The organism is Mesobacillus stamsii (genome assembly GCF_030814065.1).
In the GTDB taxonomy this organism is placed as follows: domain Bacteria; phylum Bacillota; class Bacilli; order Bacillales; family Cytobacillaceae; genus Mesobacillus; species Mesobacillus stamsii.
On the sequence record NZ_JAUSUN010000015.1, the window covers coordinates 22,690 to 38,309 of the forward strand.

At 39.2% G+C, this 15,620-nt stretch carries 12 protein-coding genes and 1 pseudogene; 5 read left to right on the forward strand and 8 right to left on the reverse strand.

Features of this window, described 5'->3' with window-relative positions; translation table 11 throughout:
- Positions 1-193 precede the first annotated feature (193 nt).
- The 7 genes and pseudogenes from J2S25_RS12485 to istA all read right to left on the reverse strand — a co-directional run bounded on the left by J2S25_RS12485 (position 194) and on the right by istA (position 5,807).
- Positions 194-1,849 (reverse strand): glycerol-3-phosphate dehydrogenase/oxidase, encoded by a 1,656-nt coding sequence (locus J2S25_RS12485; protein ID WP_307192062.1) that lies wholly within the window; start codon positions 1,847-1,849, stop codon positions 194-196.
- Positions 1,846-1,923: pseudogene (locus tag J2S25_RS20050) on the reverse strand (hypothetical protein); the annotation flags it as partial. The pseudogene J2S25_RS20050 and the gene J2S25_RS12485, both read right to left, overlap by 4 nt.
- Before the next feature lie 66 nt (positions 1,924-1,989).
- A complete protein-coding gene (locus tag J2S25_RS12490) occupies positions 1,990-2,553 on the reverse strand; it encodes a glycerol-3-phosphate responsive antiterminator (RefSeq protein ID WP_044390396.1) in 564 nt (187 codons plus the stop codon).
- A 156-nt stretch (positions 2,554-2,709) separates the two neighbouring features.
- Entirely contained in the window at positions 2,710-2,871 is a 162-nt protein-coding gene (locus J2S25_RS12495) for a hypothetical protein (RefSeq protein WP_241768394.1), read from the reverse strand.
- A gap of 331 nt (positions 2,872-3,202) precedes the next feature.
- A complete protein-coding gene (locus tag J2S25_RS12500; protein WP_307192063.1) occupies positions 3,203-3,502 on the reverse strand; it encodes a hypothetical protein in 300 nt (99 codons plus the stop codon).
- On the reverse strand, positions 3,499-4,260 hold the full coding sequence (gene istB / locus J2S25_RS12505) for an IS21-like element helper ATPase IstB (RefSeq protein ID WP_044390394.1): 762 nt from the start codon (positions 4,258-4,260) through the stop codon (positions 3,499-3,501). The genes J2S25_RS12500 and istB overlap by 4 nt, the downstream gene beginning before the upstream one ends.
- Positions 4,260-5,807 carry an IS21 family transposase gene (gene istA, locus J2S25_RS12510; protein ID WP_044390393.1) on the reverse strand — a complete coding sequence of 516 codons (1,548 nt, stop codon included), beginning with the start codon at positions 5,805-5,807 and terminating at the stop codon, positions 4,260-4,262. The genes istB and istA overlap by 1 nt, the downstream gene beginning before the upstream one ends.
- Positions 5,808-5,951: 144 nt before the next feature.
- On the opposite strand from istA, the gene J2S25_RS12515 reads away from it, so the two are divergent.
- Together J2S25_RS12515 and J2S25_RS12520 are read left to right on the forward strand one after the other, a co-directional pair.
- On the forward strand, positions 5,952-6,587 hold the full coding sequence (locus J2S25_RS12515; protein WP_052806898.1) for an RHS repeat-associated core domain-containing protein: 636 nt from the start codon (positions 5,952-5,954) through the stop codon (positions 6,585-6,587).
- A gap of 164 nt (positions 6,588-6,751) precedes the next feature.
- On the forward strand, positions 6,752-6,988 hold the full coding sequence (locus J2S25_RS12520; protein WP_023626466.1) for a hypothetical protein: 237 nt from the start codon (positions 6,752-6,754) through the stop codon (positions 6,986-6,988).
- A 267-nt stretch (positions 6,989-7,255) separates the two neighbouring features.
- On the opposite strand, the gene J2S25_RS12525 is transcribed toward J2S25_RS12520, so the two are convergent.
- Positions 7,256-8,572, reverse strand: a complete 1,317-nt coding sequence (locus J2S25_RS12525; protein WP_044390392.1) for a transposase — start codon at positions 8,570-8,572, stop codon at positions 7,256-7,258.
- 424 nt (positions 8,573-8,996) lie between these two features.
- Between J2S25_RS12525 and J2S25_RS12530 the strand changes: the two genes are divergently transcribed.
- The 3 genes from J2S25_RS12530 to J2S25_RS12540 all read left to right on the forward strand — a co-directional run bounded on the left by J2S25_RS12530 (position 8,997) and on the right by J2S25_RS12540 (position 15,611).
- Complete coding sequence (locus J2S25_RS12530; RefSeq protein ID WP_307192064.1) at positions 8,997-10,118, forward strand: tyrosine-type recombinase/integrase; 1,122 nt, start codon at positions 8,997-8,999, stop codon at positions 10,116-10,118.
- A gap of 688 nt (positions 10,119-10,806) precedes the next feature.
- Entirely contained in the window at positions 10,807-15,234 is a 4,428-nt protein-coding gene (locus J2S25_RS12535; protein WP_307192065.1) for a DNRLRE domain-containing protein, read from the forward strand.
- Positions 15,234-15,611, forward strand: coding sequence for a polymorphic toxin type 33 domain-containing protein (locus J2S25_RS12540; protein ID WP_307192066.1), 378 nt, complete (start codon positions 15,234-15,236; stop codon positions 15,609-15,611). The genes J2S25_RS12535 and J2S25_RS12540 overlap by 1 nt, the downstream gene beginning before the upstream one ends.
- The last annotated feature ends 9 nt before the right edge of the window (positions 15,612-15,620 follow it).

A 15,620-nucleotide genomic window follows, 5' to 3' on the forward strand; every position in this document is an offset into this window, starting at 1 on the left:
AGACAAAACTTTTTGGCGAAAATACAAATATATTGGCGGAGTTCACAATTTTATTGGCGAAAATCTGATTTTATTGGCGAAGTTCACAATTTTATTGGCGAAAATCAATTTTTATTGGCGAACTGGAAAAAATCACTCATTTTTCCCAGTTAAAAAGAACCCTGATCTCTATCGTGGATCAGGGCTCGACAGATTATTTTACCGGAGTGACTGCTTCGGCCAGGGCTGCATCCAATTGCAAAGCATAGGCTTCGGTTTGTTTTTCCTCCCAGCTAAACTGGCTGCTCATGTAGGTCAGTACATTTTCCTTGTATTGTCTCACGGAATCGATATCGAATAAAATCGCACCAGTTCGCCTGTTGAAAAAGTCGATCGGTGTTGCCACGGCCTCGTATTGGATTCCATAGATCAGTTTTGCGAATAACTCCAGTGGCAATCCATATTTGTTCGCTTCGTCATTGTGTGCTGAAGCTAGCTGGAATACAGTTGGAGTGTTGGAGCCATATTGGCAAGCTAGACGCCGTGCTTCTTCTTTCGTGAACCCTGCCTGAATCCCGCTTTCAAGCAGACTTTCCACAAAGGAATCAAGATTAGCGGAACCGCCCACATCTCCACCAGAAATCGGCAAATTCTTTGTCTGACAGCCAGGGAAGCTGCGACCGTCTTCCGTTGTTAATTTTTCAGCAAGCAGGTCAACAATCGTCTCGGCCATTTTACGGTAACCGGTCAATTTTCCACCGGCAATCGTGATAAGTTTGGAATCGGATTCCCAGATTTCATCCTTCCTGGAGATTTCAGAAGGAGCCTTGCCGTCCTCATGTATTAGCGGCCTTACGCCAGCCCAACTGGATTCAATATCCTTCTCCGTCACATTCACTTCCGGGAACATGTAGTGAATGGCTTTTAGCAGATAGCTCCTGTCCTCTTCGGTCATGCCCGGGTTAATTGGATCGTCATTGTAAAAAGTATCGGTCGTGCCGACATAGGTTTTGCCATCGCGCGGTATTGCGAAGACCATCCTGCCGTCTTGTGTGTCAAAATAGATCGCCTGCTTCAGTGGGAATCGCGACTGGTCAATAACGATATGGACTCCTTTTGAAAGTTTCAGTGTTTTGCCTTTTTTCGAATCATCCATTTCACGGATTCCATCTACCCATGGGCCGGTTGCATTGACGACCTTTTTGGCATAGACTTCATACTCCTCGCCTGTTAAAAGATCCTCAACCAATACTCCAGCAACAACGCCATTTTTATAAATAAGGTTTTTAACTTTGGAATAGTTCAATGCGGAAGCACCTTTTGAAACTGCCTGCTTCATGACCTCTATCGTCAGGCGGGCGTCATCGGTGAGGTATTCAACGTAATAGCCGCCGCCTTTCAGACCGTCTTTTTTCACAAGTGGTTCCCTTGTTAATGTTTCTGTCGCGCTAAACATTTTCCGGCGCTCTGCTTTTTTCACACCTGCTAAAAAGTCATACACCCTAAGACCGATGGACGTAGTGAAGCTGCCAAATGTCCCGCCCTTATGGAAGGGAAGTAGCATCCACATTGGAGTCGTAACGTGCGGGCCATTTTCATAAACAATTGCCCGTTCCTTCCCGACTTCAGCGACCATTTTCACTTCAAATTGCTTTAAGTAGCGAAGGCCGCCATGTACCAACTTAGTGGAACGGCTAGACGTGCCTGCCGCGAAATCCTGCATTTCCAAAAGAGCGATATTCATTCCTCTAGTTGCTGCGTCAAGCGCGATTCCGGCACCGGTGATCCCGCCGCCAATTACCATTACATCAAATGCTTCCTTTTTCAGCTTTGCCACGATATGAGTACGGTCAAGATTGGAAAATCTCATTCGAAACGCCTCCTTGAATAGAAAAAAAGAGAGACCACAATCAACATTATCGCCAAAAACGATAATGTTATCGTGGTCTCTCCTGTTCTCCTACCCGATTTATTAACTTGTAATCATTGTAGCACAGATAGCTGAGATTTTCACGTGTACAATTTTTGAAATGGAATTCCCGCCCATAACTCCCTTTTGGAGGTAGTGATCGCGGTGGCTCCGGCATCGAGTGCGCTTTTTACCTCTTCGCTAGTTCTGATCAATCCGCCTGCAAAAATGGGAATATTGACACGTTCCTTGACCTCCCGGATCATCCAGGGCATGGCCCCGGGTAAAACTTCAATAAAATCGGGCCTCGTTTTTTCAATCAATTTATAGCTTTTCTCAAGGGCATGGGAATCAATCAGGAATATTCTTTGGACAGCGAGCACCCCTTTTGCCTTCGCTTTTAAAATGACACTCGACTTTGTGGAAATAAGGCCATATGGTTTGTACTCCTGGCAAAGATATTCCGTTGAATAGTCATCACTCTTCAGTCCTTGAATCATATCAACATGGTAGATCATTTTTTTGCCATGCTGCTTTGCCATTTCATTGATATTTTTCAATTGGGCGATATGCACTTCCAGCATGACCCCTATTTCAAAAGGACTTTCAAGGAACTGTTCAAACTCTTTCATATTAGAAGATGCGGGCAAGACTTTTTGCTTCAAAGAAATCCCTCCTTACGACATCTTAACACGAGACACTATGCCAAAAAAGAGCATTATTTGGGTATTTTTGCATATCCGACCGAAAAGGTTTATTATAAAAAATCAACCCTTACTTTATACAAGGGTTGATTCAAATAGTTACCTGATGTAATACCATTAAAGATTGGTTTCGTATTCTTTCACCCTTCTATAAAACGTATTCCGTTTCATCCCTACAAGTTTCATAGCTTCTACATCAGTTATCTTCTGTTGTTTCCATTCCTGATAGACAGATGGAAATAAGTCAGTCTTGTGCCATTTGGCTGAGGTTAAATTCAATCCTTTGACGCTCTTTCGATAGAATTCACACGTTTCCTCAATGCAGATGGAAGCTTCACCGAAGAAATTTTCATGGACCAACAATTTTATCAGGACCAGACGGATAAAAAGTGGAAGAAAATTGATAATAGACTTAAGGCCAGCACGAAAAAGGCCGGTAAGTTTGAAAACTGATTACGGCCATAGGATCTTACCACCTCTGCCATCTTTTTTACCACTCAATGACAGAGAATTTACCGGCAAGTGCCAAGTTGTTTACCAACTTAAATTTAATTAGAATACCCCTGCCTATTCGACCAATGGCAGGGGTATTCTTTAACCTAATGGTGCTTTACTTCATCGAGGATAACTTTTGACTTAGTTTTTTGTTTTCCTTCTCTAACTGTTTGTTTTCCTGAATGAGCCTACTTATTTTTGTTTCATCACTTATTCCAATTTCATATGATGTGCCTTTCCAAAGTAAATCGAGGAATTCATAAACATCATCTTGATCCATTTTGTAAACTCTATTTTCGTGTTTAGCTTTTATTTTCCCCTCTACTGCCCATTTCTTAACATCATGCCAATGACATTCTATTCCATAAGATTGTAAGAGTGCGGCAGCTTCCTGAATCGTTAATAAATCCCTCATTCCTCAACCTCTCTGCCCAATCCATGACGTTCCCTCATGGAAATGTCCCCATCTAATAATAACTGGTAGGAGTCATGGACAATGCGGTCTAAAATGGCTTCTGCCATCGTACCGTTCCCCAATTTGATATGCCAACCGCTCGGATCAATTTGGGAACAATAAATGGTGGAAACAGTTTTGTGCCGGGCTTCTGTAATCTCCAACAGGATATTTGCTTCTTCCTTCGAAAGATCCGTAAGGAGCCACTCGTCAAGAATGAGTAGATCTGTTTTTGTGTATTTTTTGATTATCTTTCGATAGCTGCCGTCGGCAGCCAATTTAGCCAGTGACAGTTCATCCAGTAATTCCGGAAGGCGGACATATTTCACTTTATACTGCTGACGGCAAGCGGAAACACCAAGCGCACACGCCATAAAGGTTTTGCCTGAGCCAGTAGGGCCTTTTAAAATGATGTTATGATGATCTTGGATATAAAGGCCGCTGCCCAATTTTAAAATGAGTTCCTTCTTAAGTCTTCGATCCTCATGATACTCAATATCCTCAATGCTGGCTTTGGAGTCTGAAAATGTGGCATTTTTAATTAATCGATTTAAATGATTGCTTTTCCGACGTGAATATTCCAGGTCGACAAGCAAGGAAAACCGATCTTCAAATCTCATGGACTGGTATTCTCTGTTTAAGGATTGTTCTTTGAATGCTTCAGCCATCCCTCCTAAATTCATCTCCTGCAGCTTGGATAACACATGCTCGTTTAACATTATTCTTTTCCTCCATAATATGAAGCTCCACGGGTGAAGCCGAAATTAGTCTCGTTTACTTCTGTATTTTGTTTTAATTCTTGTTCAGCGTCTTTTTTCTTGTTGCTTTTCAATATGGTCTGAATGCTTTTTACCGTCGGTCTTCCTGTCATGGAAAGCACCATTTTACAAGCGATTTCTATCTCATATTTGGTATAACGATGCTCGAGTTTCTTTAAAGAAAAGATAGATTGCAATGCTTGTCTTTCAGATTGATAGGAATCTAAAAGGTATTTCACCACAATGGAAGTGGAAGAGCCAATGCTGCTGGCCCACTCAATCGCCACTTCTGGCGTGTGCTCTATATATAACTTATGATTATCTGGCATATGTTCCGGAAGGGTTGATGGCTGACCGAATCTCCCATATAATCGTTTGTGTGAAGTTAGCCACATATGCTTAAAATAGACAACAACCATATCATCGGAAAGCTTTACGTCCACTTCCTGATTGATATACTCGTAGGGTACGGAGTAAAACATGCTGTCTACGGAAATGTGGTAATCAGGCCTTACTTTTGCCGTTCTCCATTCAGATATCTTGTAAGGCGTGCCTGGAAGAGGGGAAAGCGCAAATTTCTCCTCTTCCTCAAATGCTGAAAAACGGCATCCTTCTTTTCGGGTAAAAGGACGCTGGTTAAATTCCTCAAGTTTCTTCCGTAATTCCACATTCAATTCTTCAATGCTAAAGCAATGTGTACTTCTCAAAGCTGCTATAATCCACGTTGAAATCGTACCTACAGAGCCTTCGACACTAGCTTTATCCTTAGGGCTGCGTACGCGAGCCGGCATAACGATTGTACTGTAATGGTTGGCCATTTCCTTATACGTAGGATTCAATACTAACTCCCTTGAAGTGTGCTTCGTTACACCGGTTTTCAGATTATCTGAAACCACAATCTGAGTTACTCCGCCAAAATATTCATACGCATGAATATGGGCGTTAATCCAGGAATGCTGGTCCATTGAAAGGGTTGCTTCCGCGTAGGAAAATTGACTGCACGGCAATGTAGCGACAAACACATACGCCTTCACTTTTTCCCCGGTATCCCTGTCAATGAAAAAAAGTGTGGAACCAGCCCAATCGACCTCCATTATTTCACCAGGTTTTCTCCGAATACGCATCGTTGCCTTGTGTTTTTGAGCATAATTGCCGTAATACCGTACGAAACTCTGATAGGAGTAGGGAATCGCATTATTCGCACGGCTACCCGCCTCGTATTCATGATGCAAAAGAGATAGAGTGACATTGGGTTTTGCCAACTCTTTGTGGATATATTCAAAATCAAGAGGCTGCCTGCCGGAGCCTTCCATTGTCTTTTCTGGATAAAGAAATTCCTCAATCCATCTATCGTTCATCTCCTCTTCTAGCGGGCATTCCACACCCTTCTTTCGAGCCAATTCAATGACTTCGCTAACTTTTTGCCGAGAGTTGCCAGTACTGGCGGCAATGCCTCTTAAACTAACCCCCTCGTCATTTAATTCCAATATCTTGCGATAATGGATCATAAAAAAACCTCCCATATAAAGCGTCATATCGTTAGATATGCTCACTAATTATACAAAAGGTTTTGAGTGGTAAATAAGTTGTCGATTAGTGGTAAATTTCTTGTCACTCCTTGGTAAAAACAATGGCAGAGGTGGTACATTTGGGTGGCCGTAATCAAAAACACGGCAAACGAGAATAACATTTTCTTTGCACAACAAGCCGGGAACGATGAACTGGTAACTGTAGAGAAAGGGGGAAAAAGTGTAAGCGGGAATGTAGTAGCAGAGTATCAAAATGATGCTTGGGGGAATATTCTTTCTTCATCTGGGACCATGAAAGATGCTAACCCATACCGATATGCTGGGTATCGGTTTGATCAGGAAATTGGCTCATATTACTTGATAGCTCGTTACTATGATTCAAGTGTTGGACGTTTCTTAACTAAGGATTCTATACACGGAGTTGAAGACGATCCTGGAAGTCTTAATCAATATGTCTACTCCAAAAATAATCCCGTTAAATACATTGATCATAGCGGACATCTGCCAACACCTGTAGCATCTGCATTGGTTGGTGCGTTGATTAATGCTGTCGGTTATGTAGCAGATCTATTGGTTAAATATGGAAATAAAAATGCATTTAAACATTTTAGTGTCTGGGCTTTCGGAGGAGAACTTTTAAAGGGAGCAGCTGCCGGAGTCATAGGTGGAGGTATTGTTTCCAAGCTAGCTAAAGCAGGAAACCTTTCAAAAGTAGGAGAAAAGTTTTTAGCAGGACACATGGCTCCTGCAGCTACTTAGTATCAAACTTTGGAAACTTTAGCCGAGGGTCTTTCTCCGAAAACCAAGTCCTTTTATTGTTTGGTGACAAAGTAGGATTTTTATGATCGGCAGCAAAGCCTTATGTCCAAAAAATATATAAAAAATATAAAAGATGAATCCTTTAATTAAAGGGGGGATAAACGGTGGGAAAAGATTTTTATGCGGGTATACTCATTTTCGCTGTTGGTATATTTTCTTTGTATATGTTTTTCCATGCAACAAAGGAAAGATTCTATTACAGTAAAACATATTCGCAAGTCAAGTATATAACGCCATTACCTGGTTCTATTAATTATTGGATTATTAAAATCTTGTTTATTGTTGGTGGTCTTTTGTGTATTTCTGTAGGTTTATATGGAATTAGTAAGCCATTTCTTTGAAACTCTTGTTGGATTTTGGAAGTTTCCTTTCCATTGAATAAATGAATAAATTTCAAGCAATCTTTAAGAGGGTGTTCAAAAAGTATCCTTTAACTGAGTACACTTAGAGAAATACAAGCTTCCGAATTCCCATAATTGTAAATGAAAGGAATATGCGCGTACAGACAAATAAAATGGATCATGCCTCCACTATCGGCGCCAAAATTTAGACAGACGTATCCCGTTGTCCAATCGGTCCTTTTTAAAAATGTCGACTTTTAAGGGTAGTTAACTTACCAAATGTAGGGAGAATTGTTCCACTTGGTCGTGTTGCAGCTGACTGATTTTCTCCACATGGTTCGTAGGTAAAACGGTCAATCTTACATGTTTGATCATGCGCTCTATCAACCGAAACAGATCCCGCATGATGAAAAACTTCTTGACTCGCTCCGTTTGACGAACGGGAACCTTTTTATGTTTCATGATGGACGTAAGCTGATTCGATTCCTGGGCAAAAGCAAGTTCCACTTGCTTCCGAAACTTGAGCATATGCTTTTGTAACTCACTTCCTTGCGGCACAGGGCCAGAAAAAAAGGGATTTTCTTCATACGAGTACGCAAACTGTTTTTCACAGCTGCCTTGCATGGGGCAGGCTGAGCATTTGTTATCGTCTCCACGGAACCATGCCGTGTAGGTATCTTTGTCAAATCCATCAAACACGAGGGGATGCCCTTCTTCGCATTCCGGCTTTCCGTTAGGATCACAGTGTTCAGGAATAACCGTGTTCTTTTTGATTTCAGTTACCACCGCCACATCATGTGTCATCAGTGACTCACGCTGATCATTCGCATCAAAATAGCCTAAATCAGCTGCCAAGTATTCAACCTTTAATCCATCTACCTTCTGAATCATGTCGATTAGCGGCAACATTACTTTGACATCCGCTGTGTCAGTAGGCAAAATGATCGAAAACAACACAACGGGTCCCTTCGGGCTTGGGCATACGATGGAATGTTTACGATACCCGATAAAAAACTTGTTCTGATTGGCTTTCGTGCGTTGGACCCCACAGGTTGCGTCCGGATCCGAATAGGTTTTTTCCCACGAACACTTACTTTGATCGAGGCAAGAACATCGTTTTTTCTTGTAGCCATTCACGTTTGCCCATATCGGTCTAGAGTCAATCCCGGACAGCCTAGGGTTTAAGAATCCTTCAAGTTGAAGAGCTTGGGCGATCAAGTTAAATAAGATTTCGTAGAATAATTCAACACCAACCTTGGTCCGAAAATGACTAAGACTCCCGTGAACAGGAACCTGCCGGATGTCAGGTGTGCCAATGAAATTGCGCCACGCCTGATTTTTAGGATCTTTCAATTGTCTTTCAAGTTCCCTGAAAGAACAAATTTCAGGACGAGTAAAGTACAGATAATGCATGCGAAAATAGACTCTTGGGTCTACTGGAGGACGCCCGCCATGTTTATAGAGAGGAGCGATCTTTTCCTCAACAATGGAATCGTCCACGTGATTGATATAATCTATGAGTTCTACATCAAAACCGAGCGTGTTATAATAGTGGTAAGGAAGCAGTTCTAACTGTAAATCCATGAAAACGCACCTCGCATAATGGTATTTTTGGTTGTTTGGACACTCCCATTTTACCATTTTTCGCAAAGGTGCGTTTTTGTTTTTTTAAAAAAATCAGGGCTTTTTGAACAGGCTCTTTAAGTAATTTAGCAGTTACCTTTCATGGGTGACTGCTTATTTTGTGTGCCAGGCATGTTCATCAACTTAGCGGTGAAAGTCCGCTATGGACATTGGGATATGCGAACCATTAGCCGAAGGCAAGGGTGTCCGTGGCGACGAGGAATCTGAATTATCCAAGGAAGATAATTATCCGAGAAGTTCTACGAAAAGCTCTGTTGTTATTAACTTTTAATGATTTTTTCTCGGATAATCAATAATCATCTTGTTTTATAATTTAAGTACAGCCGATTACTGGGCTGACATAATATAAAAGGAGATGGTTATCTTGAATAATTCAATACCCGCAGAACAGTTAAGTTCAGTCATTGAAGAAATGATGAGTGAGCTGACTACTCTCGGCTACCGATGTTCAACTATATCGGTGTATCAATGTGCTTTAAGGAAAATTTCCACTTTTATGAAGGATCATAAAGTTCCTTATTATTCCCATGCAGTTGGTAAGCTTTTTCTTGAAAAACAACTGACGAAAACAGGATTATCGAAACGTTGGTATAACTATATAAAAACAGCTATCAGACGTTTGAATGATTACATACAAAACAAACCATTTGTAATATTTCACACTAAACAAACTACAATTTGTCCAGATATATTTATTCCTGTTATTGATTCATATACGGCATATATGCAAGAAAAGGGATACAGCCCTTCCACTGTTGAAACCAGATGTATATATGCCAAGCAATTTCTCGATTCGTTAGAGAAACAATCAGTCACTGATTTAAAATTAATGAGTTTTATACACATAGGTACTTCATTTTCAAATATTAAGTCTAAGCAAGGGTTCTGTGAAAAACTGCCTTCTTTTCTTAAATACCTATATCAGAAAAGCGTGACTGAAATGGATTTTTCAAAAGCAGTCCCTCGGTATTCATCTATGGAAAAATTACCTTCCATATATACGGAAGAAGAGCTTATCCAGTTGCTGAACAGTATCGAAAGAATTTCTGGGATTGGGAAACGTAATTATGCTATCATGGCACTGTCTGTTTCCTACGGTCTTCGTGCAAATGATATCTCATCTTTGAAGTTTTCAGAAATCAGTGATGGACAAGTGGTATTCTTGCAGTCAAAAACATCCGTTAAGTATCAGGTGAAATTGCTTGAAAAAGTGTCGGAGGCACTGCAGGATTATATTCAGAATGGAAGGCCTGATTCTGATTCTGATTGTGAATATATTTTTATTCGTAGTTCAGTTCCCTACAGAAAGCTTTCACGTAGCTCTATCTGGTCAATCGTTTGTACACATCTAATGAATAGCGGTATTAATATTGCTTCAAGAAAACGTGGTCCACATGCAATACGTGCGAGTCTGGCTACACACCTTGTCAATAATGATGTTCCTTACCATATAAGTGCAGAAGATACTGGGTCATCAGGACCCTAATGCCACCAAACGTTATGCAGCCATTGATTTTAATAGATTAAGATCGTGTGCACTTGAGTGTCCAAAGCCATCGGGTCAATTTGTTGCTTATTTTTTGACGTATTTTAGTGATTTAATGTCTTTCCGATTTGGCAATGGCAGTATTCATCAGCCAAGAATTTTGTATAGGTTATTTTTTGAATCTATATACAATTTGGTTCTCGGTATCACATTCCCATTAAAGGCATTCAGAAGTTTCATTCTATATGCCTTTTTATCTCTATGATGTTTTGGTTTGGTGTATTGATAATATAAAATTAGTTTTCCGCATTAAGGACAAGAAAGTATTTGTTAGCTAGTTTAAGAGAAGCAATTTAGAGATATTACAAGAAATCCAATGGCTGTATATTAAAGTATGACAAAGAATGAATATATAACGAGACTTTAACACTCTTTTTTTGCATTAGAGTTCTTAAATTAAGGATAGGATAAACCCACAAATTTGCTCTATCTAGTAAGCCTTTCCCTATATCAGCAAATAATAGATAGAAGTTTCAAACAATTATGCCATATTTTACATAGAGAGTTAATACAATGAATTTGTTATATTTTTATAGAAAAAAAGTAAAAAAACGGGAGGTTAATTTGCAGCAAAGGTAATTAGGCAAGATGTACATGAAAACACATCGCATGGAAAGGGAACAAGAAAATGAAAATGAAGAAAACAACTCTTTGGAAGAAGAGTGTAATTAATCTAATGTGTTTAACTCTGTTAATCGCATATTTACCACTTGGCAACTTTACCGAAGGTATTGTCGAAGCAAATGCTGATGTAGATTCAGCTGAAAGTATTTCTAAATCTAAAGTAAGAGAGGAAATAGTAAGTAAAAGAACAGCAAACTCCAAGACATTTTTAAATACAGATGGTACTTACACGGCTGAAATTTCTCAAATACCTATTCATTATAAAAACAGCCGAAACACTTGGAGCGAAATCGAAAGCAACCTAATTGAAAATACTACTGAAGAAAATTACCAAAACAAAGCAAACTCTTTTAAGGCAAAACTAGATAAGAAGGTAGATAAGGATACTCCGTTACTGCAAGTTGAGGATCAAGATAGATCCATTAAGATGGAACTTGCTCCGGTAGAGAATACTGGAAAAGAACCTGCTGAGGTAACGGGGGTTGTTGAAGATAACTCCATTCAATATCCAGAAATCTATCAAAATATTTCTTTAACATACACAATAGGGGCAGACCGGATTAAAGAGGATATTATCTTTAATGAAAGGACATCAAGCGGATTCCCTGATAAATTCACTTACAAATTGGATTTAGTTGGCCTGAATGCCAAGGAAGTAGAAGGGGTTCTATATCTTTATGACCAAGATACTAATCAGCCTATCTACTATTTTGAAACTCCTTACATGTACGATTCTTATAAGCCGGAAGGCTTTCAAACAGCAAAAGAAATCACATCGATCCCGGAAGAGGCCATTTCCTATGATGTGACACTCGAACACGAAGTAATTGATGGTCAGTTATATTTATATCTGATTCCTAGCAAAGCCTGGTTGGAGGATTCTGAGAGGATTTATCCTATTACAATTGATCCAACCATTGTAAAACTCCAATCTTCTAATTATGTTAAAGATACAAACCTTAGAAGTACATTTCCAACGCAGACTGGTGGGAATGACTTGGAATTAGGAGGTGGGGCATCCAACGGTAACGTCCTAAGATCACTAATCAAGTTCGATTTGTCATCTATTCCAGGGGCAACTCATATTTTGTCTTCCAGCCTAAATTTATGGTTCTCCTCTACCAATGGAAGTTCGCCTGTTGATATCAGTCTTTTCAAAGTTTCAAGAGACTGGGAAGAAAACCAGGCATCCTGGAATTATGCGATGACTTCACCTTCCGTTTTGTGGACAAATAAGGGTGGCGATTATGTAGTCAGCAATAAATTGGCTACTGTCAATGGGTTTACCTCTCCTACTAGCCTGGATTTAGATATGAAGAAGTGGGAAGTGCCTATTCATATCATTCAAAATTGGAAAGATTCTACGGATCCGAATTATGGATTCCTTTTGAAAAGTGATAGCGAATCAACGAATATATACAAAAAATTCGTTTCAAGTGAGCATACATTTGATTCAAAATACCATCCATTATTGGCTGTAACATATCGCACAAATGCTCGATTAGGAATGGAAGATCACTGGTCGTATGCAGAACATACCTTATCAGATGGACAAGGCTATACAAACCTTGGAACAGGGAATTTGATGCTTCAGTTCACGGACTTTGAAGTTAGTGGACGCGGGAATTCAGGATTTGTATTCAATCGGACATATAACTCAAAATCAAACGAAGATTCAGCCGTAGGATTTGGGTGGTCGTTCTCAGGGAGTGAAACGGTCACGGAGTTGCCGAATAGAGATCTTTTATATACCGATGCAGATGGAACAGCTCATACATTCACGTATAATTCTACGACATCTTCTTATATAACACCTGTGGGTTTATATCTTTCTATTAAACGAGCAGCGTCTAATGCCTTTGAAATAAAAGATTTTAACGGAAATCGAATGATCTTCCGAGATTTGATTAATGACCCGGAAGTGAATGCCCGCAAGTTTTTAATTGAATATGAAGAAGACCGTAACCTAAATAGAGTAACATATCAACGTCAAACAGATGGCACTCTATCTAGTATTACGGATGCTTCTGGACGAAAGTTGACATTTACTTATGAAAATGGACGAATAGTATCAACCTCTTTTGAGGGAACCCCAAAAACGGCTTATACGTATGAAAATGGGAAGCTTAAAACTTTGACTATGTATAAAGAAGGTTCGGAAGGGGCGGTAACGCAATTTACCTATAATTCAGATGGAAAAGTATCAACACTCCTGGATGCAAACAATCAACCGACCCATTATACCTATTTGAACGGCTTTTTAACAAATGTACATCAGCCAACTATTGCAGATACCAATCTATCAAAAACAACCTATTCTTATGATATTACAAACTATACAGCTACAGAAACTGATGCAAAGGGCAATAAGACAGAATACTTATTAGATAACAACTATGTCATTCTAGAAACCATCGATCCACTAGGTAATATTACAAGTACCGAATACGATGCGAATTACAATCCGACTATTCAAACAGATGCTATAGGAAATCAAACCGTTAATTCTTATGACAGTAAAGGGAATCTGTTGACAACAAAAAATCCTTTGGGGAACACGGTAGATTATACGTATAATGAATTTAGTCAACCACTTACAATAACCGATTCAAAAGGAAAAACAACAAACATTTACAATAGCGTAGGGGACCAAATCGAGGTAATTAGTCCTATAGGGGAAAAAACAATAAATGAATATGATAGCTATGGAAATTTAGTTAGTACAACATTTGCGGACGGCACGAAAGAAACTTATGCATATGATACAAATAAAAACTATCAGAAATCTGTAACAGACTCTCTGGGGCGGACTACAACCACTCTGCAAGATAAATATGGTAACACAACAAGTGTCACAGACTCGGAGTTAAACACAATTTACTACACGTATAACCTTCAGAATTTGTTGACACAGGTAAAAGATGCAAAAGGGAATATCACTTCCTATGAATATGATGCAAATGGAAACTTGAATACGGCGACAAATGCAGCGTTGAAAAAGACCCTTTTCACATACAATGCTCAAAATCAGCTAACTACGAGAAAAGAACCACTTGGACAAACAACATCATTTGTTTATGATGCAAATGGTAATACAATAGAAACAGGGTTACCGTCAGGAGATAAGCTGCACAATTTTTACAATCAAAATAATCAGTTACTGCATAAAGTAATAAACGATTCAAGAAAATGGACGTATTCTTATGATGCCAATGGCAATGTTGAATCTGTTTTAAATGTAGTTACTGGGGCCAAAAAAGTTTTAACATATAATAAAAATAACAAAGTCACTAAATCTTCTTCGGATAGCCAATCGGTAGAGTATGGATATGACGGAACGGGAGTTGCAACCTCTGTCGTCGGAAAATCTGGTACGCAATCGTTTACTCAGAGTTACACCATCGATGCCAATGAACGGCTGACACATATAAAGCGTAACGGGGCAAGTCAAGTGTCTCTAACCTATACTAAAAAAGATTCCCTTGCCTTCATTTCATATGTAAATGGGATCTCCTCAACGTATGACTATGATGTAGCGGGGCAACTGAATACTTTGACGGTTAAAAAGGGAACGACTGCTTTGGATACTTTCACGTATACTTATGATACACGCGGCAACATCATCTCGGTAACCTCTAATGCTGGTATTGCCACTTACGATTATGATGAAAATAACCAGTTGATTAGTGAAACTACGGTTGATGGAGCTACTATCTCATATGAATATGATAAAGTCGGAAACCAGACGAAAAAGAATTTAGTAGAAAACGAACAGACAACTATTAATTCCTATTCGTATAATGACAACAATCAGTTGACTCAATTTGATGGACAAAGCTACAGCTATGATCCAAATGGTAATCGTACTCAAGATAGCCAGTACAAATATATTTATAATAAACTAGGCGAACTAGTGGAAATTCAGACACTCAATGGTCAAACTATCGCCACATACGCATACAACGAAGACAGTCGACGGACCAGTAAGACGGTTAATGGACAAACTACCTATTATCACTATGATGAAGAACAGGTATTGTTTGAAACAGATGAATCTGGGACAATTACTGCTGAGTACAGTTATGATGATTTCGGTCGTCCATTGACGATGACGAAAGAAGGAGAGACGTATTATTATATTCTAAATGAACATAAAGATGTTATAGCTTTAACGGATGCATTAGGAAACACTGTCGCTTTATACGCATACGATGCCTGGGGTAATATCCTTGCAAAAAGCGGTAGCATGGCAGATAAGAACCCTTATCGTTATGCTTCGTATCGTCATGATAATGAAAGTGGTCTATATTACCTGCTGGCACGATATTATGAACCAAACGAGGGGCTGTTTCTCTTTATTGATCCCAACCGGGAGAAACGGACAATCCTATTAGCCAACATTCATATGTATATGTACAAAATAATCCAGTGATGTTGGACGATCCAAATGGTGAAAATCCATACGTAGTTATACTAGTCTATATCGGCGGTCGGTATGTAGTTAAGTACGTTGCCAAGAAGGCTGTAAAATATTATGCAAAAAAATATAAAGGAAAAATAAAAAGAAACTATAAGGGTAAATTACCATCTAAAAAGGTTAAAAATAAAACAAAGCTTAATATTGAAAAAGTAAAAGACAGTTATTTAAAACGTAAAGGAATAAATGCTCACGATCTAAAAAAAGAATTTATCGGTAGAAAAGCAAAGATTTCTCATTACGATATTTATAAAGATAAGACAACAGGTCAGTTATATATATATAAGAAAGGTGGTAAAGGAACTGGAATTCCAACGGGTACGTATATTTAGTGGGAGGTT

Bases quoted from the DNA above. Each gene is read 5' to 3' on its own strand.
- J2S25_RS12485 (WP_307192062.1), bottom strand. From the start codon at position 1,849: ATGAGATTTTCCAATCTTGACCGTACTCATATCGTGGCAAAGCTGAAA.
- J2S25_RS12500 (WP_307192063.1), bottom strand. From the start codon at position 3,502: ATGAGGGATTTATTAACGATTCAGGAAGCTGCCGCACTCTTACAATCT.
- istB (WP_044390394.1), bottom strand. From the start codon at position 4,260: ATGTTAAACGAGCATGTGTTATCCAAGCTGCAGGAGATGAATTTAGGA.
- istA (WP_044390393.1), bottom strand. From the start codon at position 5,807: ATGATCCATTATCGCAAGATATTGGAATTAAATGACGAGGGGGTTAGT.
- J2S25_RS12525 (WP_044390392.1), bottom strand. From the start codon at position 8,572: ATGGATTTACAGTTAGAACTGCTTCCTTACCACTATTATAACACGCTC.
- J2S25_RS12535 (WP_307192065.1), top strand. From the start codon at position 10,807: ATGAAAATGAAGAAAACAACTCTTTGGAAGAAGAGTGTAATTAATCTA.
- J2S25_RS12540 (WP_307192066.1), top strand. From the start codon at position 15,234: ATGTTGGACGATCCAAATGGTGAAAATCCATACGTAGTTATACTAGTC.